This window comes from Rhodococcus sp. AZ1 (assembly GCF_054979605.1).
This window is the reverse complement of sequence record NZ_JBUEQF010000002.1, coordinates 14,765-33,471: the sequence shown is the minus strand read 5'-3', so window position 1 is coordinate 33,471 and position 18,707 is coordinate 14,765. Positions and strand designations below refer to the sequence as shown.

The following is an 18,707-nucleotide window of genomic DNA, read 5'->3' as shown; positions in this document are numbered from 1 at the left end:
CCATGGCAGTCGTGAAGATCAACGCAATTTCCGTACCCGAGGGCGCCGGCCCCGAGCTCGAGAAGCGCTTCTCCAACCGCGCCCATACCGTCGACGGCACCGAGGGTTTCCTCGGCTTCCAGTTGCTGCGCCCGGTCAAGGGCGACGACCGCTATTTCGTGGTCACCCAGTGGGAAACCGAGGAGGCGTTCCAGGCGTGGTCGTCGGGCCCGGCCATCGCCGCGCACGCCGGTGAGCGCGCCAACCCCGTCTCGTCCGGCGCGTCGCTGCTCGAGTTCGAGGTGGTGCTCGACGCGAAGCCGTCGGCCTGACGGGTTCGCCGCCGCGTACCGGTCGGTAAACTCGCCACCTGCGAGTCGCACCGGCTCGTGAGGGCCGACCTGGACGGGGATCGCGCACATGCATCGAAGGATCGGCCGAACAGCGTTCGCGGCTGCGATGGTCACCGTGACCGTCGCACTCACGGCGTGCGGTGGCGTGGATCCGCGGCTCGAGTCCGGTGCCCCGCAGGACTCCGCGCAACCCGCCGCCCCCACCACGGAGGCATCGGGGCCGCAGCGAGATCCGCTCACCACCTCCACCAGCGCAGTCGGTGACCTCTCCCGCAGGATCTTGGGGTGGATCAATTCCGATCCCGCCACTCTCGACAGGGCAGCCATCGGCGCGGCGGTCGGTCCGGAGTTCGCCGCCGCCACCGGACCCGACGGCTTGTACGAGGCGTTGGTTTCCTTCACCGCGAGCGGCCCGTTCAGCGTCGCCGGGTTCACCGAGCGCGGAGATCAGGCGCAGATTGCAGTGACCACCCGCCGCGGCGCCCCGCTCACACTCAACGTTGCCGTGGGGCCCGGCGGCACGGTTGCCGGGCTGCTCGCCCGGCCCGTCGAACCGCCCGTCGGCTCGTGGCGTGACATCAGCGGCGACATCTCCGCTCTCGGGGTGGTCAGTTCCGTGCAGGCCTCGCGGATCACCGGCGGGGTGTGTGAGCCGGTGTACGCCACCAACCCCGGCGCGCGTCTGCCGCTGGGCTCGATCTTCAAGCTGTACGTACTCGGCGCCCTGGCCCGTGCGGTCGACGCCGGGACCGTGGGTTGGGACGAGCCGCTCACCATCACCGACGCCGTCAAGAGCGCGCCGTCCGGCACCTACCAGAACCTGCCTGCGGGCACGGTGGTGACGGTGCGGCAGGCCGCCGAGAACATGATCTCCATCAGCGACAACACCGCGGCGGATCTGCTCATCACCCGTCTGGGTCGTGCTGCGGTGGAGAACGAGGTGGCGCTGATGGGAGCGAGCGATCCGGCGTCGCTGGTGCCCTTCCCCACCACGCGGGAGGTGTTCCTGGTGGGGTGGGGACTGCCGAATCTGCGCGACGCCTGGCGCACCGCCGACACCGAGCAGCGACGGCAGATCCTCGCTTCCACCGACACCCGGCCGCTGGACCTGGACGTGAACGCTCTCGCCACCTCACCCGCCACCGCCGACGGGGTCGGGTGGTACGCCACCGCCGGGGACATCTGCGCCGCGTACGCCGCCCTCACCTCCGGCCCGCAGTCCGCAGAGGTGCTGCGCATCCTGGCGATCAACCCGTCCGTACAACTCGACTCCGCGCAGTGGCCGTACGTCGGCTACAAGGGTGGAAGCCTGCCGGGCGAGTTCGCGCAGTCCTGGGTGGCGCGCGACGCGTCGGGCCAATTGTGGTCGCTCAGTTGGCAATTGCAGTCCCAACAGCCCATCGGCACACTCGACGGGGTCTACGTGAGCGGGCTCGCCACTGCAGCCTTCGGGCTGTTGCGCTGACGCGCCATCACCCCACGTCCGCGAGGGCCCACATATCGATCTGACGGCTGTTCATCACCACGCAGAGGTACACGCACGGTTCCACCGTCAACCCTTTGCAGCGCAACACAATCTGTCGGTACGCGATGCAACACTCCAGGCCATGCGAATCCGAACCACCTGCGATCCGCCACTACCCGCAGAGTTCACTGCCCACACCGTTCACTCGATCGCGCTCTCCATGCCACTGTCTCCTGCCGGTCGACCCGTCGATGCGGCCACCAACGAAACACGCCCATCACAAGCGGTTCCGACCAACCCTCACCCCGGACGACCCGGTCGTGGAGCACGACCGACAGCGTCGGGGACCACGGATGTAGATTCGCAGCGTTCCGTTGCCGTCCGCGCGACGAGCCACCTCCCCCAAGCAGAGTGTCAAGGCACCATTGACATCACTTTCCGTAAAGGCATGATTTACACGTGGACATCACGAACTCGGCGCACCACACGCAGACCACCAAACACACCGACACCGACATCACCGGCCTCGACGCACTCGATCCCAACGCACACGACGCCCGCGACGGAAAGAACCTGCGCCGGATCATCGCCGCACGCAAGAGCGTCGCCGACGCCGAAGCAGAACTACGTGCAGCGGTCACCGCGGCACGCGAGGCCGGCGACTCCTGGGCCGTCATAGGACTTGCGCTCGATACCACCCGCCAGGCAGCGTTCCAGCGTTTCGGATCTGCCAGTAGTGAGCGCTCTGTGAAGTAGTCGTTCCAGCGCGGCGTCCAGGGTGATCGCGATGCCGATGAGCCTTCGGGCTGCTGCGCTGATGCGCCCTCACCCCACGTCCGCGAGGGCCCGTGTGAAGAGTTGCGCGAACATGTCCTCGGGCTGTGCACCCGAGACAGCGACCCGCCGGTTCGCCACGAAGAACGGCACACCCGTCACCCCGAGCGCCGCAGCGTCCTCGAGGTCGGCCGTCACCTCCGCGACGGCCTCGTCGGTCTCGAGCCTCGCGCGCACCCCGTCGTCGACGCCGGATTCGACAGCGATCTCGACCAGCACGTCGCGGTCGTCGATCACTTTCCCGAGTTCGAAGTGGGCACGGAAAAGATTGTCCATCAACGCCTCTCGATGCTCACCGGCCATCGCGATCAATCGGTGGGCATCGAAGGTGTTGGCGGCGATCACCGTGTCGAAGTCGAGCGAGACGCCCGCGGCGGCACCGGCGCGGGCGGCCTGATCGAACATCTGCATCACCTGCTCGCGGGTGATGCCGCGCAGCTCCATCAGCGCCTCGACCTCCGAGCGACGCGCACCGACCGGGGTGTCGGGCGAGAGTTGGTAGGCCCGCCAGACCACCTCGATCCGGTCCCGTCCAGGGAACCGCCCGAGTGCACGCAGGAACCGCGTACGCCCGATGTAGCACCAGGGGCACGCGACGTCGGACCACACCTCGATCGTGGCGATCGCCGTGCCGGCACTCATTCCAGCGCGGCGTCCAGGGTGATCTCGACGCCGGTGAGGGCCTTCGACACCGGGCAGGTCTCCTTGGCCGTCTGCGCCGCCGCCAGGAAGCCGGCCTCGTCGAGCCCGGTCACCTCGCCGCGCAGGGTGATGGCGATGCCGGTGAGCTTGAACCCGACGGTGTCCGGGCCGAGGGAGACGTCGACGGACACATCGAGGCTCTCCGGCGTCCCGCCCGCCTCGGCGATGACGGCCGAGAGCTGCATGGCGTAGCACGCCGAATGCGCAGCGGCGATCAGCTCTTCGGGGCTGGTGGTGCCGTCGGCGTCGTCGGCGGCGCGCTTGGGAAAGGAGACGTCGAAGGTGGCCGCGCCGGAGCTGCTCAGTTCCACCTGACCCGCCCCCTGCTCGAGGGTGCCGTTCCAGGCCGTGCGCGCTGTCCGTGTGGGCATCGAAAGTCCTTTCGTCTGTGAAGCAGGTCGCCCTCGATGCTACGGATTCTCAGGGGTCCGCGGGTGGATGATCCGGGGAGAGATCAGGGTCATCCCCGATGTGGGCGCCCCCGCGCCGCACCTACGGTCGGTCCATTCGACGAACCCGGGAGAGGACCGACCATGCGAGCGATCGTGCGCGAGAACTACGGAGATCCATCGGAGATCAGGATGCGGGAGGTGGACACACCACGTCCGCTCGCCGGTGAGGTGGTGGTGGACGTGCGCGCCGCCTCGGTGGGACAGGACACCTGGCACATCCTCACCGGGCTGCCCCTGATGAGCCGACTGGCCTTCGGCCTGCGCGCTCCACGCAACCCGCGCCTGGGCACCGACTTCGCCGGGGTGGTGCGCACGGTCGGCGAGGGTGTGGGCGGCGTGCGGGTGGGCGATCGCGTGGTGGGCTCGGCGCCGGGGGCCTTCGCCGACTCCGTCGCCGTGGCCGCCGACCGGCTCACCGCGCTGCCGGACACCGTCGACGACGCCACCGCGGCCACCCTGCCGGTGTCCGGGTGCACGGCCCTGGCAGCCCTGCGCGCCGCCGGTCTGGGCGAGCCCTGCCCGCCGGGCACCACTGTGCTCGTCGTCGGCGCCGCCGGTGGAGTCGGGCACCTCGCGGTGCAGCTGGCCGCCCACCGAGGCGCGACGGTGACGGCTGTGTGCCGGGGTGAGGCGGCCGATCTGCTGACCAAACTCGGCGACGCCGACTGCATCGACTACACGCGCACCGACGTCACCGCGACGGGCCGACACTGGGACGTCGTCATCGACACCGCCGGACGACGACCCGTGCGCCACATGCGCCGAATCCTCTCTCCCCGCGGCACACTCGTGGTGGTCGGCGGTGAGGGAGGCGGTCGCCTGCTCGGCGGCTTCGGACGCGAGCAACTCTCCCGCCCCGCCGCACGCCTGGCCGGGCAGCGCGTGCGCGGACTGTTCAGCACCGAGACCCCAGCCGACGTCGCCACCCTCGTGGCGCTGGTGGCCGACGGGCACCTGACCCCCGCCGTGCACGCACAGTTCCCGCTCGAGCGGGCCGCCGACGCCATCACCGAACTGCGTGCCGGTCACCTGCGCGGGAAGATCGTGCTCACCCTCGGCTGACCGGGGTGGTCGACTCGTAGGTGGCCATCAGGTGCCGAGCACGCTCGGCCACCGCGGCGCGCAGCGGCTGCGGATCGAGGATGTCGACCCGCTCGGCGAAACCCCACGCAACGGCGAGGGCGTGCTGCTGGTCCCCGAGGACGACGCGCATCACCACGCGGGAGCCGTCGGTTCTCTCGTCGAGCACCGCCGACACCGCTGCCGCCACCTCGTTTCTCGACGCCGGGTCCACGGCGAGAACGGCGACGATGCCGCGGTCGCGAAACTCCGCTCGCGCCGCGTCCCATTTCGCGGCGAGGTCGACGGTGGCGGGCCGGCGCGCCGATTCGTCGAGTGCGACGGCCTCGTCGATGCGCGAGAGGCGGTACGTGCGGTCCTCGCCGTCGTGCAGGGCCAACAGGTACCAGTGATCACCGGACTGCACCAGCCCGAGCGGATCGATCACGCGCGCACGGCTCTGCCGGCGGGGAGAGGTGTAGTCGATGCGCAGTCGCCGCCCGTGCAGAACGCACTCGAGCACCACGCCCAGATGGGGTGAGGCCGTGCGGGGGTGCCACCCCTCGGGTTGCACGAGAATCCTGTCGGCCAGCGCGAGCGCCTCGGCACGGTGCGGCCCGGGCAGGGCATAGGCAACCTTGCGCATCGCCGACCCGAAGGCACCGCTCAGCCCGATGTCGCCCGATGCACCGCCGGCGAAGAGGGCGCGGGCTTCGTCGAGGGACAGCCCGGTGAGGTCGGTGGTGAAGCCGGGCAGCAGCGCGAAGCCGCCGCCGCGACCCCTGATCGAGTACACCGGGAAGCCGCTGGTCGAGAGCGCGTCGATGTCGCGGAGCACCGTGCGTTCGGTGACCTCGAGTTCGGCGGCAAGTTCGGCGGCGGAGAGCTGCCCACGGTGGCGCAGGAGCAGAACCAGCGAGATGAGGCGGTCGGCGCGCACCCCACAACGGTCCCACAAATTGGACGAGAAAACCTGATAGACGGTGTCGTGATTGTGCTGTTCGCTGCTGATCACATCAACCGAAGGAGCCCACCGTGATCGATCCCCGCCCCCTCTACCGCGACGCATCCACCTGGCTGCTCGGCGTGGCCGACGCCGTCGACGCGAGCGCCCTGTCGCTGCCCACGCCGTGCTCGGAGTTCGACGTCCGGGCACTGATCGGCCACACCGTCGGGGCCACCCGCCGGCTCGGGGCCATCGGGCGGCGGGAGGACCCGATGGCCATCTCGGTCGACCTGCCCGATCTCGTCGACCCCGTCGGTGACCTGCGGGCGGCCGTGGCCGAGACCGTCGACGCGTGGTCGGACGAGACTCGACTGGACGAGATCGTCACCCTGCCGTGGGCGTCGGCCCCGGCGCGCGCGATCGTCATCACCTACATCAACGAGACGCTGGTCCACGGGTGGGATCTGGCCGTCGCGACGGGTCAACCATGCGAGGCAGATCCTGTGCTGGCCGAGACGATCCTCGAGCATTTCCGCCCGGCGTTGCCCGCCGACCATCGTGGAGCGGAGATACCGTTCGACGCCGCGGTCACCCCGTCGCCGGTGGCCGGGCCCACCGAGCGCCTGGCCAACTGGTCGGGACGCTCCGCCAGCGGATGGGTGCGGTGAAGCCCCGCACGCCAGGGCTCGGCGCACTAATCTGGAAGCGTTGTCGGGTCGCTCGGAACGTGCGCCTCGGCAGCCAGAGACCAGGGGTGAGACGGTCGCCGGAACACCGGTGGGCCGAGCACCGGGCCGACCCGGCCCACGAATTCGAGGCGAAGGCGACACATGACCGCAGACAAGCCGACCATCTTCTACACGCTCACCGACGAGGCGCCGATGCTGGCCACGCACGCGTTCCTGCCCGTCGTGCGGGCGTTCGCGGGTGCGGCCGACATCAACATCGAGCCCACCGACATCTCGGTGGCCGCGCGCATCCTGGCCGAGTTCAGCGACCACCTCGCCGAGGATCAGCGGGTGCCGGACAACCTGGCCGAGCTCGGTCGCCTGACCCAGAACCCCGACACCAACATCATCAAGCTCCCCAACATCAGCGCGTCGGTTCCGCAACTGCGCGCGGCCATCAAGGAACTGCAGGACAAGGGCTACCCGGTGCCGGACTACCCGGACACTCCGCGGACCGACGACGAGAAGGTGATCCGCGAGCGCTACACCAAGTGCCTGGGCAGCGCGGTCAATCCTGTTCTGCGCGAAGGTAACTCCGATCGACGAGCACCGAAGGCCGTCAAGGAGTACGCGCGCCGCCACCCGCACAGCATGGGCGCCTGGTCGATGGCCTCGCGCACGCACGTCGCGCACATGCGGGAGGGCGATTTCTACCACGGCGAGAAGTCCACCACCGTCACCGGCGACCGCAAGGTCAAGATGGAACTGCTCACCGACTCCGGCAAGACCCTCGTGCTCAAGCCGTCGGTGTCCCTGCTCGACGGCGACGTCATCGACTCGATGTTCATGTCCAAGAAGGCGCTGATCGCCTTCTACGAGGAGCAGATGGAGGACGCCTTCGAGACGGGCATCATGTTCTCCCTGCACGTCAAGGCCACGATGATGCGCGTCTCGCATCCCATCGTGTTCGGCCATGCCGTGCGCACCTTCTACAAGGAGGCCTTCGCCAAGCACGGCGAGCTGTTCGACGAGCTCGGTGTCGACGTCAACAACGGCCTGTCCGATCTCTACGCCAAGATCGAGACCCTTCCCGCGTCCAAGCACGACGAGATCGTCGACGACCTGCACAAGTGCCACGAGCATCGCCCCGAGTTGGCGATGGTGGACTCCGCGCGCGGTATCTCGAACTTCCACTCCCCGTCCGACGTGATCGTCGACGCCTCGATGCCGGCGATGATCCGCTCCGGCGGCAAGATGTACGGCGCCGACGGTCGACCCAAGGACACCAAGGCCGTCAACCCCGAGTCGACGTTCTCGCGGATCTACCAGGAGATGGTGAACTTCTGCAAGACCAACGGCCAGTTCGATCCCACCACCATGGGCACGGTGCCCAACGTGGGGCTGATGGCGCAGAAGGCCGAGGAGTACGGCTCGCACGACAAGACCTTCGAGGTTCCCGAGGCGGGCGTCGCCAACATCACCGACCTCGAGACCGGCGAGGTGCTGCTCACCCAGACCGTCGAGCAGGGCGACATCTGGCGACTGTGCATCGTGCGCGACGCCCCGATTCGCGACTGGGTCAAGCTGGCCGTCGAACGTTCCCGCGATTCAGGTATGCCCGTGGTGTTCTGGCTCGACCCGTACCGCCCGCACGAGAACGAGCTGATCACCAAGGTCAAGACATACCTGGCCGATCACGACACCGAGGGTCTGGACATCTCGATCATGTCCCAGGTGCGGGCCATGCGGTACACCCTCGAGCGGGTGGTGCGCGGGCTCGACACCATCAGTGCCACCGGCAACATCCTGCGCGACTACCTCACCGACCTGTTCCCCATCCTCGAACTCGGCACCAGCGCCAAGATGCTCTCCATCGTCCCGCTGATGGCCGGTGGTGGTCTGTACGAGACGGGTGCGGGCGGCTCGGCACCCAAGCACGTCAAGCAGCTCATCGAGGAGAACCACCTGCGGTGGGATTCGCTCGGCGAGTACCTGGCGTTGGCGGTGAGCCTCGAGGACCTGGGCAAGAAGACCGGCGATCCGCGCGCTCGCATCCTGGGTAGGGCCCTCGACGCCGCCACCGGAACCCTGCTCGAGAACAGCAAGGGACCTTCGCGCAACACCGGTGAGCTCGACAACCGCGGCAGCCAGTTCTACATCTCCCTGTACTGGGCGCAGGAGCTGGCCGCGCAGACCGAGGATCCGGCGCTGGCCGCGCAGTTCGCTCCCCTGGCCGCGTCGCTGGCCGAGAACGAGGAGACCATCCTCAGCGAGCTCAACGGTGCTCAGGGCAAGCAGGTCGACATCGGCGGCTACTACTTCCCCGACCCCGAGAAGGCTGCGGCCGTCATGCGCCCCAGCGCCACCTTCAACGCCGCCCTCGCCTCCGTCACCGCCTGACCCACGGAGTTACGCAAGAAAGGCCCGCACCCCGATCGGGGTGCGGGCCTTCTCGCGCCGGCTGTTACTGCTCGCTGCCCTCGCCGGACTTGGCGAGGTCGACGGGCAACTCGTCGGGAACGCTGATCGGCTTCTTCTCACCGCGGAAGGTGAACTTGGCGTCCTCACCGGAGCCCTCACCGTCCCAGTTCTCGACGTCGACGAGCACGATCTGACCGGGCTCGACCTCACCGAAGAGAATCTTCTCCGACAGCTGGTCCTCGATCTCACGCTGAATGGTGCGGCGCAGCGGGCGAGCACCGAGGACCGGGTCGAAGCCGCGCTTGGCCAGCAGTGCCTTGGCCTTGTCGGTGACCTCGATGGCCATGTCCTTGTTCTTCAGCGCACCTTCGACGCGACCCAGCATGAGGTCGACCATCTGAATGATCTCGTCCTTGGTGAGCTGGTGGAACACCACGATGTCGTCGATGCGGTTGAGGAACTCGGGACGGAAGTGCTTCTTGAGCTCGTCGTGCACCTTGAGCTTCATGCGCTCGTAGTTCGAGCTGTTGCCCTCACCGGAGGAGAAGCCCAGACCCACGGCCTTCGAGATGTCGGAGGTGCCCAGGTTCGAGGTGAAGATCAGCACGGTGTTCTTGAAGTCGACCGTGCGACCCTGACCGTCGGTGAGGCGGCCGTCCTCGAGCACCTGCAGGAGGGTGTTGTAGATCTCCTGGTGCGCCTTTTCGATCTCGTCGAACAGAACCACCGAGAACGGCTTGCGGCGCACCTTCTCGGTGAGCTGGCCGCCCTCCTCGTAGCCCACGTAGCCGGGGGGCGCACCGAACAGACGCGATGCGGTGAACCGGTCGTGGAACTCGCCCATGTCGATCTGGATCAGCGCGTCGTCCTCACCGAAGAGGAAGTTCGCCAGCGCCTTCGACAGCTCGGTCTTACCCACACCGGACGGGCCGGCGAAGATGAACGAGCCCGACGGGCGCTTGGGGTCCTTGAGTCCGGCGCGGGTGCGTCGGATCGCCTTGGACACGGCCTTGACCGCCTCGACCTGACCGATGATGCGCTTGTGCAGCTCGTCCTCCATGCGGAGCAGACGGGTGGTCTCCTCCTCGGTGAGCTTGAACACCGGGATGCCGGTCCAGTTGCCCAGAACCTCGGCGATCTCGTTGTCGTCGACCTCGGCAACCACGTCGAGGTCACCGCTGCGCCACTGCTTCTCCCGCTCGGCGCGCTGCTGGACGAGCTGCTTCTCCTTGTCCCGCAGGTTGGCGGCCTTCTCGAAGTCCTGCGCGTCGATCGCGGATTCCTTCTCCCGGCGGGCGTCGGCGATCTTGTCGTCGAACTCGCGCAGGTCCGGCGGCGCGGTCATCCGGCGGATGCGCATGCGCGCGCCCGCCTCGTCGATGAGGTCGATGGCCTTGTCCGGCAGGAAGCGGTCGTTGATGTACCGGTCGGCCAGGGTGGCCGCGGCCACCAGCGCGCCGTCGGTGATGGACACGCGGTGGTGCGCCTCGTAGCGGTCGCGCAGACCCTTGAGGATCTCGATGGTGTGCTCCACCGACGGCTCACCGACCTGCACCGGCTGGAATCGACGCTCGAGGGCGGCGTCCTTCTCGATGTACTTGCGGTACTCGTCGAGGGTGGTCGCGCCGATGGTCTGCAGCTCGCCGCGGGCCAGCTTGGGCTTGAGGATCGACGCGGCGTCGATGGCACCCTCGGCGGCACCTGCGCCGACGAGGGTGTGCAGCTCGTCGATGAAGAGGATGATGTCGCCGCGGGTGTTGATCTCCTTGAGCACCTTCTTCAGGCGCTCCTCGAAGTCACCGCGGTAGCGGCTGCCGGCCACCAGCGAACCCAGGTCGAGGGTGTAGAGCTGCTTGTCCTTGAGCGTCTCGGGCACCTCGCCGTTGACGATGGCCTGCGCCAGACCCTCCACCACGGCGGTCTTGCCCACGCCGGGCTCGCCGATGAGCACCGGGTTGTTCTTGGTGCGGCGGCTGAGCACCTGCATCACGCGCTCGATCTCCTTGGCGCGCCCGATCACCGGGTCGAGCTTGCCCTCGAGTGCGGCCTGGGTGAGGTTGCGGCCGAACTGGTCGAGCACCAGGGAGGTGGACGGGGTGCCCGACTCGCCGCGGCCACCGCCGGACTCGCTGGGCTCCTTGCCCTGGTAACCCGAGAGCAGCTGGATGACCTGCTGACGCACCCGGTTGAGGTCGGCCCCCAGCTTGACCAGCACCTGCGCCGCCACGCCCTCACCCTCGCGGATCAGGCCCAGCAGGATGTGCTCGGTGCCGATGTAGTTGTGTCCGAGCTGCAGTGCCTCCCGCAGGCTGAGCTCGAGGACCTTCTTGGCACGGGGAGTGAACGGAATGTGACCCGACGGCGCCTGTTGGCCCTGGCCGATGATCTCCTCGACCTGGCTGCGGACACCCTCGAGGGAAATGCCGAGCGACTCCAGAGACTTCGCCGCCACGCCCTCACCCTCGTGGATCAGGCCCAGCAGGATGTGCTCCGTGCCGATGTAGTTGTGGTTGAGCATCCGGGCCTCTTCCTGGGCCAGGACGACGACGCGCCGTGCGCGGTCGGTAAACCTCTCGAACATCGTTCTCCCTCACGTTCGTGACAGGCAGATCGCGGACCTGATGTCCGAGTCTCACCCGCCGAAAAGTAGAACCGGTGAGCGGATCCACTATCCCGCCGCCAGTCTAGGTGCCGGGCCCACCGGGTGCCCTGCCTCCGGCCGGTTTTCCGCTCGAGGCGAAACCCCTCCTCGATTCGGTGCGAACACCGTCACCAGGTGAGGACCGGCTCCGATCCGTCTGCAGGGATCAACGGCGTGGCGACGGCAATCGTTACCGTCTCACCGTCCGCTGCCGGCGAACGCCGCGAGCGGGCCGCCACCGGGTGCGTCGGCCGGGACTGGGGACGGGTAGCTGGGGACCCGTATGGGTAGCTACGCAGTCGAACGGGTAGCTACGCAAACGGCACTAAATGTTTCCGCGGTGTTACCGAAAACGGTGTGGCGCCGACCACGGCGCGCAGGTTGGCGGCGGCAGCGAACTTACTCGGCGCTCTCGTAGGCCCGCACCACATCGGTCGAAATACGACCACGAGCGGAAATGTCGAAGCCCTCCCGGCGCGCCCATTCGCGAATGGCGGCGCTGCGGGCCCGGTCGGCAGCGCCGCGCGGCCGCGGGGTGCGCGTGCCCTCGCGGCGACCCCCCGCCGCGCCGTCCTGCTGCCTGCGGACCACCTTGCGGGCGTGAACCATCCACTGCCCCAACTGCTTACGGAGAAGATCAGCGTTCGATTCGGACAAATCGATCTCGTACCAACTGCCGTCGAGCCCGAACTTGACGGTCTCCGACGCAGGAACGTTGTCCACGTCGTCGACCAGTGTGACCGTGACCTTCTTGACCATTGTGTGTTCAATCCCCTCGACCTACGAATGACCCCACGCCCATCCGTGCTCGGCGTGGATGGCGCGCCAAACGGCGTGCAATACATACCGATGGAGAGGATTGTAGCGAATATAGTCAGCTACGTCCCGGTCGCACCATCGGAAACAGGATTGTCTCCCTGATTCCCAGCCCGGTCAGGGCCATCAAGAGTCGATCGATACCCATTCCTGTGCCCGTCGTGGGCGGCATGGCGTACTCCATCGCCGTCAGGAACTCCTCGTCGAGCACCATCGCCTCGTCGTCACCGGCCGAGGCCAGGCGCGCCTGATCGACGAACCGCTCCCGCTGCACCACCGGGTCGATCAGCTCGGAGTACGCCGTGGCCAGCTCGAAACCGCGCACGTACAGATCCCACTTCTCCACCACGCCCGGCGTGCTGCGGTGCGCGCGGGTGAGCGGGGACGTCTCGACGGGGAAGTCGCGCACGAAGGTGGGCTCGTACAGCTGGTCGCCGCACTGGTTCTCCCACAGTTCCTCCACGAGCTTGCCGTGCCCCCACCCCTTGCCCTCGGGAACGTCCAGACCCACCCGCGCGGCCAGCGCCAACAGCTCCTCCACCGACGTCTGCGGGGTCACCTCGGTGCCGATCGCCGCGGACAGCGACGGGTACATCTCCATCGTCTTCCACTGCCCACCGAGGTCGTACTCGGTGCCGTCGGCCAGGGTCACCACGTGGGAGCCGAACACCGCCAGGGCGATCTCCTGTACCAGTTCGCGGATCATCACCGCGGACTCGTCGTACGTGCCGTAGGCCTCGTACGTCTCGAGCATCGCGAACTCGGGCGAATGCGTGGAGTCGACGCCCTCGTTGCGGAAGTTGCGGTTGATCTCGAACACCCGGTCGATGCCGCCGACCACAGCGCGCTTGAGGAACAGCTCGGGGGCGATCCGCAGGAACAGGTCGATGTCGAGGGCATTGGAATGGGTGACGAACGGTCGCGCCGCAGCGCCGCCGTGCAGGGTCTGCAGCATCGGGGTCTCGATCTCGAGGAACCCGCGTCGGTCGAGCCCGGCCCGCAGTTCCCGCACGACGGCCGCACGCAGGCGAGCGTTGCGACGCGCCTCGGGCCGCACGATGAGATCGACGTAGCGCTGACGCACCCGCGATTCCTCGCTGAGCTCCTTGTGCGCCACCGGCAGCGGCCGCAGCGATTTCGCCGCCATCTCCCACCGATCGGCCATCACGCTCAGCTCACCGCGCCGCGAGGAGATCACCTCACCGCCGACGAACACGAAGTCCCCGAGGTCGACGTCGGCTTTCCACGACGCGAGCGCGTCCTCACCCACCCCGGCGAGGGAGATCATCGCCTGCAGTTGCGTACCGTCGCCCTCCTGCAGCGTGGCGAAGCACAGCTTGCCGGTGTTGCGCAGGAAGATCACCCGTCCGGCAACCCCCACGTGTGTGCCGGTGGCGACGTCGGGCTCGAGGTCGGGGAACTGCCGGCGGATCTGCGCCAGCGAGTGCGTACGCGGCACCGACACCGGGTACGCCTGGCGTCCCGACGCGATCAGTCGTTCCCGCTTCTCCCGGCGTATCCGTAGCTGTTCGGGCGTGTCGTCGGCAGGCGCGGTCGGCTCTGCTGCGGGAGTGTCGGTCACGACCGACAACAGTAATCGGTGCCCCGACGCACGAACCTCAGCGCAATGCGAGCGCCTCAGTGCGAGGCGAGCGCAGCGCTCTCGCGCACCACGTGCCGAGCCGAGGACAGCACGCCGATCATCCCGGCGGCGAGCAGCGCCTGGTAGCCGCCGACGAGGTCGGTGGCGCGGTGCAGGCCGAGTTGCTGCAGCGAGGCCGCGGCGAGCGAGGAGGTGTAGCCCTCCGAGCACAGGATGATCCACTCCACGTCGTGGTCGACGGCGAGGGCGATGCGTGCGCTGCTGCTGGGGTCCAGACGCCATTCGAGGACGTTGCGTTCGATGGCCAGCGCACCCGGCAGGGTTCCCTCGATCGCGCGCTGGGCCTGCGGCCTGATGTCGACCACCACGGCGCCGCGCTGCACCCGCTCGGCGAGGTCGTGGACGTAGAGACGGTCGTAGCTGCTGCGGGCGGCGGCGAGCATGTCGTCGATGGTCATCACTTGTCCCCCTCGGGAACGTCGGTGAGCTCGGATCGGGTCCGACGCAGCGTGGCGTGGTCGGTGACCTCGTAGTAGTTCATGGCGGTCAGAGGCGGGGAGTAGGCGTGCACGCTGAGGGTGGGTCGGCGGGCGGCGGAGGCGGGCTCGGGCGCCCACATCACGTCGTGCACCCACCCCAGCGGGAAGGCGGCCTGGTCACCGGCGTCGAGTCGACGCGGACGCAGCGCATCACCGGTCCAGCGCAGTTCGGCCAACGAGCCGCTCAGCACGGTGAGGGCACCGATCGATCCGGCGTGATCGTGGAGTTCGGTCGACCGGTCGGGCACCCAGCTGATCAGCCAGATGTCGACGTCGTCGTCGCTGTGCAGGCGGGTGGACCAACGCTCGGTCTCGGGATACGTGCCCGGCAGCAGGTGATCGTGACGGCCGTCAAGAACCTCGGTGACGGCTTCGTCGGTGAGGCGGAGCAGGTCGGCGGCGCGCAGTCGTGTGGGCCCGGCGGGCGCAGAGGACGACGGTGCGAGAGAAAGCATGGATGTGACTCCGGGAGAGATGGCGGGGCAGCATTCTCAGCTGCGACGGCGAGGCAGCGATCAGCTGCGACAACACTCCGTACGACCCGTGCACATGCTCACGTGGGCGATCCTGACACATCGCGGGCCGCTGCCGCCACCTCTGCGGCGGGTTCGACTCACCGTGATCCGAACTCCCCGGGCGCGCGACCACCCCACGAAAACCAGTCGCACAGTGTCGTTGCCCCCGCGTAGCGTCCCTGCGTGATGAGCATCGACACCCGCCCACAGGCCACGGACGTCGATCCGGTTCGCACCACCCCCGCAACCGTCGATCTTCGCCGTCTCACCTCGCCCGCCACCACGGTCGCGCTGGTGCTGCTCGCCGTGTCCGCACTCGGTGAGGCCGTCGGGTCGGTGGTGATCGGTCGCATCGCATCCGATCCCACCCTGGCCCTGGTGATCGCGCTGGCGGTGACCACCATCGGGTCGGCGGTGCTGGACACGCTCGGTCGCACGGTGTGGGCGACGGTGGCCGACCGCGCGGAGGGCGCCCTGCGCGAGGACCTGGTCACCGCGGCGCTCGCCCAACCGGTGGCGGTGCTGTCCGATACCGCCGTCGGCGAGATCCTCGACCGTGTCGACGACGACACCCACGAGGTGGGCACGCTGGTGCGCGGGCAACTGTGGGGCGCGCTGCGCGTGGTGGTGATCGCCGGACCGCTGTGGGTGGTCGGCGGGCTCACGTGGTGGCCGGCGTGGATCCTGTTGCCCGCCATGGCCGTCATGGCGCTCGAGGTGATCCGCAGGCGGGCGGCCACCCTCACCGCCCACAAGGTGGTCGAGGAGGCGGCGTGGACCGATCACTCCGCGGCGCTCGAGGAGGGCGTCGCCGCGCGTGACGATCTGCGCACCAGCGGCGGGCAGGGGTTCGCGCTGCGGCGCTCGGCCGAGTTGGCCGCCGCCGTGCACCGGGCGTTCGCCCGCGTGATCGGCACCCAGAGCGAGATGAGCATGCGCTCGGGCCTGATCATGAATGCCGTGCTGGCCGTGCTCGCCGTCGGTGGCGCGCTGGCCGCCGCAGGCCGGCATCTGAGCGTCGGCGAGCTCGTCACCCTGTTCGCGGTCACCGTCAGCTTCGTGGGGTCCATCAACGGGCTGGTCCGCCATCTGCCCGAGCTGCAGGCCGGCATGGGCGCGGTCACCCGTCTGCGGCAGTTGCTGGCCTCGACTCCCGAGCCCGTCGGTGGCGCCGCGCTGCCGGACGGCCCGCTGGGATTGGATCTGCGATCGCTGACCTACACCTACCAGCACGGCACGTTCTCCCTGCGCGAGATCGACCTGCACGTGGCGCCGGGCACCACGTGCGCGCTGGTCGGTCGCACCGGGTCGGGCAAATCCACGCTGGCGTCGCTGATCTCGCGCGCGGTGGACCCGCCGCCGGGCACGGTGAGCATCGGTGGGCGAGACATCACCACCGTCGACCTCGCCGAGCTGCGCCGCGCGGTGGGCGTGGTCACCCAGCGCACCGAGATCCTGGCGGGCACCCTGGCGCAGAACATCGCACTGTTCGGCGACACCCCGCGCGAGCGCATCGTCGCCGCGGTCGATCAGTTGCGCCTGACCGAGTGGGTCGACGGGCTACCCGGCGGGCTCGACACGCCACTCGGGCCGGGTGGGGTGACACTGTCCGCGGGTGAGCAGCAGCTGGTCGCGTTCGCGCGGCTGCTGGTGCGCGACGTGCGGGTGGTGATCCTCGACGAGGCCACTGCGCGCATGGATCCGGTCACCGAGGCGCGCGTGGTCGCCGCGGCCGACACCCTGCTCTCCGGCCGCACCGGTCTGCTCATCGCCCACCGCCTGGGCACGGTGGCCCGCGCGGACACCGTCGCCGTGCTCGATCGGGGTCGACTGGTCGATCACGGCACCCACGCGGAGCTGACCGCGCGGCCCGGTCCGTTCCGGGCCATGCTCGACGCTGCGGGCGACCAGCGCGGCGAGAACACCCCGGACGACACTGCGAACGACCCCCCGAGCGACTCTGCCGACGACACCGCGGTGGGTTCGGCCCGCCGCATGGGCGAGCCGCCACCTGCCATCCCCGTCGGGTCGGGGCCGAGCCTGGCCCGCGGCATCGTCTCGCTGCTGTGTATTCATCCCCGCTGGGGGTTGCGCGGTGCGGTGCTGTTCCTTCTCAACGCCCTCACCGGCGCATTCGGGGCGGTGACGGCGTGGACGTGGGGTCGGGTGGTCACCGACGCCGGTATCGGTTCGGTGCCCGTGCCGCTGCTGGTGGCGTTGACGGTGTCGCTGCTGGCGTCGCCGGTACTGCTGGCCGTGGCACTGCGCGGCTACACCCGGTGGTGGATCTCCGGCCTGCTGCGGGTGCGAACCTCGGTGCTCGCGGGGCAGACCGATCAGCACCGCCTTCCGCCCACCCCTCCCGGCGAGGTGGCGGCCCGCGCCCTCGATGCCGACCGGTACGTCACCTACGCCGACCGCTGGGTCGACGTGATCAACGGCGTGCTGGTGGTGCTCATCACCGTGGCCCTGGCGGGCAGCCTGCTCGCCGGTGCCGTGTTGGCGGGGGTGATGCTCGGGGTGGCGCTGGCCTCCGCCGTCGGGCGTCCCATCGCGGGTCGCTCGGCCGCCGAATCCTCCGCCGCCCGTGCGCGTTTCGGGCGATCCCTGGTCTCGGCGCTGGAGGCGGTGCGCACGGTCAAGCTCGCCGCCGCCACCGACGACGTACGGGCGCACCTGCGACGGGTCGACGGCGGACGCGTCGACGCCGCCGTGCGTGAGCATCGCGTGCAGGCCGTTCTCGCCGGGCTTCCGATGGTGCTGGTGTACGTCGGGATGGTGGCCACGTGGGCGATCTACCTCGCGGGCGGGTGGCCGTTGGCCACAGCCCTGCTGGTCTCGGGTGCGGTGTTCGGGTTCGAGTGGTTCGGGCAGGTGGCGGGCGCGGTGATCACCGAGGCCCCCGGCACGCGGGCGTGGCAGAAGGCCACCGCCGAGTTCGCCGGTGGGCGCGATCTGATGCGCATCCCGCCGGGGGTGGACCTGGTGCGCGGCACCGCGCCCGCCCCGGCCCCGACCACTCGCACGCCGCTGCGCCGGCTCGCCCTCACCGGCGTGGACGCCGTGCACGACGACGGCACGCTGGGCGTGGTGGGAGTGGATCTGACCGTCGATGCCGGGGAGTTGGTGCTGCTGCTCGGGCCCATCGGATCGGGCAAGTCCACTCTGCTCGCGGCGCTGGCAGGGTTGGTCAGCCATCGCGGCGAGATCACCTGGAACGGGCAGGCCATCGAGGATGCGCAGACATTCCTGCGGCCGGACCGGGTGGCGTACGTCGCCCAGGTGCCCCGGGTGATGTCGGGGACCTTCGCCGACAACATCGCCCTCGACCACCCGCGCCCGGTGGATCGGCCGGTCGACGACGCGCGACTGACCGTCGACATTGCCGATGCCGGTGGCCCCGACGCGCTGGTGGGCCACCGCGGGGTGCGGCTGTCCGGTGGTCAGGTGCAGCGGTTGGCGTTGGCGCGTGCCCTGGCCACGGAGCCGGAGTTGCTCATCGCGGACGACGTCTCGAGTGCGCTCGACGCCACCACCGAGACCGAGCTGTGGCGCTCACTGCGTGCGCGCGGCACCGCGGTGATCGGCTCCACGTCCAAGCGTGCCGCGCTCGAGCAGGCGGACCGCGTGGTGGTGCTCAGCGACGGGCGGGTCGCAGAGATCGGTCCGTGGTCCGACCTGCAGGAGCGGTGGCACCACCTCGCGGGGTGAGGG

15 protein-coding genes are annotated in these 18,707 nt (G+C 69.1%); 7 read left to right on the top strand and 8 right to left on the bottom strand.

Translation table 11 applies throughout. The features are described 5' to 3' along the window. Nucleotides 1-2: 2 nt before the first annotated feature. From ACY48E_RS02650 to ACY48E_RS02640, 3 genes are all read left to right on the top strand, one after another. Nucleotides 3-311, top strand: a complete 309-nt coding sequence (locus tag ACY48E_RS02650; protein ID WP_462870540.1) for an antibiotic biosynthesis monooxygenase family protein — start codon at nucleotides 3-5, stop codon at nucleotides 309-311. 88 nt (nucleotides 312-399) lie between these two features. Continuing rightward, the gene (locus tag ACY48E_RS02645; protein ID WP_462870539.1) at nucleotides 400-1,797 is read left to right on the top strand and encodes a serine hydrolase; all 1,398 of its coding nucleotides are present in this window, start codon (nucleotides 400-402) and stop codon (nucleotides 1,795-1,797) included. A gap of 459 nt (nucleotides 1,798-2,256) precedes the next feature. Then, nucleotides 2,257-2,553, top strand: coding sequence for a hypothetical protein (locus tag ACY48E_RS02640; RefSeq protein ID WP_462870537.1), 297 nt, complete (start codon nucleotides 2,257-2,259; stop codon nucleotides 2,551-2,553). A gap of 69 nt (nucleotides 2,554-2,622) precedes the next feature. On the opposite strand, the gene ACY48E_RS02635 is transcribed toward ACY48E_RS02640, so the two are convergent. Both ACY48E_RS02635 and ACY48E_RS02630 read right to left on the bottom strand, forming a co-directional pair. Continuing rightward, a complete protein-coding gene (locus ACY48E_RS02635; RefSeq protein ID WP_462870536.1) occupies nucleotides 2,623-3,273 on the bottom strand; it encodes a DsbA family oxidoreductase in 651 nt (216 codons plus the stop codon). Continuing rightward, nucleotides 3,270-3,704: an OsmC family peroxiredoxin gene (locus ACY48E_RS02630; RefSeq protein WP_462870534.1), complete on the bottom strand. Its 435-nt coding sequence runs from the start codon at nucleotides 3,702-3,704 to the stop codon at nucleotides 3,270-3,272. The genes ACY48E_RS02635 and ACY48E_RS02630 overlap by 4 nt, the downstream gene beginning before the upstream one ends. 162 nt (nucleotides 3,705-3,866) lie before the next feature. On the opposite strand from ACY48E_RS02630, the gene ACY48E_RS02625 reads away from it, so the two are divergent. Next, the gene (locus ACY48E_RS02625) at nucleotides 3,867-4,847 is read left to right on the top strand and encodes an NAD(P)-dependent alcohol dehydrogenase (RefSeq protein WP_462870533.1); all 981 of its coding nucleotides are present in this window, start codon (nucleotides 3,867-3,869) and stop codon (nucleotides 4,845-4,847) included. Here the strand turns inward: ACY48E_RS02625 and ACY48E_RS02620 are convergent. Then, on the bottom strand, nucleotides 4,834-5,784 hold the full coding sequence (locus ACY48E_RS02620) for a helix-turn-helix transcriptional regulator (RefSeq protein WP_462870532.1): 951 nt from the start codon (nucleotides 5,782-5,784) through the stop codon (nucleotides 4,834-4,836). The genes ACY48E_RS02625 and ACY48E_RS02620 overlap by 14 nt on opposite strands. Nucleotides 5,785-5,879: 95 nt before the next feature. Between ACY48E_RS02620 and ACY48E_RS02615 the strand changes: the two genes are divergently transcribed. Next, nucleotides 5,880-6,458: a TIGR03086 family metal-binding protein gene (locus ACY48E_RS02615; protein WP_462870531.1), complete on the top strand. Its 579-nt coding sequence runs from the start codon at nucleotides 5,880-5,882 to the stop codon at nucleotides 6,456-6,458. Between the two features lie 162 nt (nucleotides 6,459-6,620). Then, on the top strand, nucleotides 6,621-8,858 hold the full coding sequence (locus ACY48E_RS02610; protein WP_462870529.1) for an NADP-dependent isocitrate dehydrogenase: 2,238 nt from the start codon (nucleotides 6,621-6,623) through the stop codon (nucleotides 8,856-8,858). A gap of 64 nt (nucleotides 8,859-8,922) precedes the next feature. On the opposite strand, the gene ACY48E_RS02605 is transcribed toward ACY48E_RS02610, so the two are convergent. The 5 genes from ACY48E_RS02605 to ACY48E_RS02585 form a co-directional block, all read right to left on the bottom strand. Then, nucleotides 8,923-11,460, bottom strand: coding sequence for an ATP-dependent Clp protease ATP-binding subunit (locus ACY48E_RS02605; RefSeq protein WP_462870526.1), 2,538 nt, complete (start codon nucleotides 11,458-11,460; stop codon nucleotides 8,923-8,925). A 459-nt stretch (nucleotides 11,461-11,919) separates the two neighbouring features. Further along, on the bottom strand, nucleotides 11,920-12,279 hold the full coding sequence (locus tag ACY48E_RS02600) for a histone-like nucleoid-structuring protein Lsr2 (RefSeq protein WP_462870525.1): 360 nt from the start codon (nucleotides 12,277-12,279) through the stop codon (nucleotides 11,920-11,922). Between the two features lie 115 nt (nucleotides 12,280-12,394). Continuing rightward, nucleotides 12,395-13,918: a lysine--tRNA ligase gene (gene lysS, locus ACY48E_RS02595; protein ID WP_462870524.1), complete on the bottom strand. Its 1,524-nt coding sequence runs from the start codon at nucleotides 13,916-13,918 to the stop codon at nucleotides 12,395-12,397. Nucleotides 13,919-13,974: 56 nt separating this feature from the next. Continuing rightward, nucleotides 13,975-14,397: a rhodanese-like domain-containing protein gene (locus ACY48E_RS02590; protein ID WP_462870523.1), complete on the bottom strand. Its 423-nt coding sequence runs from the start codon at nucleotides 14,395-14,397 to the stop codon at nucleotides 13,975-13,977. Next, nucleotides 14,397-14,933, bottom strand: coding sequence for a cysteine dioxygenase (locus tag ACY48E_RS02585; protein WP_462870522.1), 537 nt, complete (start codon nucleotides 14,931-14,933; stop codon nucleotides 14,397-14,399). The genes ACY48E_RS02590 and ACY48E_RS02585 overlap by 1 nt, the downstream gene beginning before the upstream one ends. 246 nt (nucleotides 14,934-15,179) lie before the next feature. On the opposite strand from ACY48E_RS02585, the gene ACY48E_RS02580 reads away from it, so the two are divergent. Then, the gene (locus ACY48E_RS02580; RefSeq protein ID WP_462870521.1) at nucleotides 15,180-18,704 is read left to right on the top strand and encodes an ATP-binding cassette domain-containing protein; all 3,525 of its coding nucleotides are present in this window, start codon (nucleotides 15,180-15,182) and stop codon (nucleotides 18,702-18,704) included. Nucleotides 18,705-18,707: the final 3 nt, after the last annotated feature.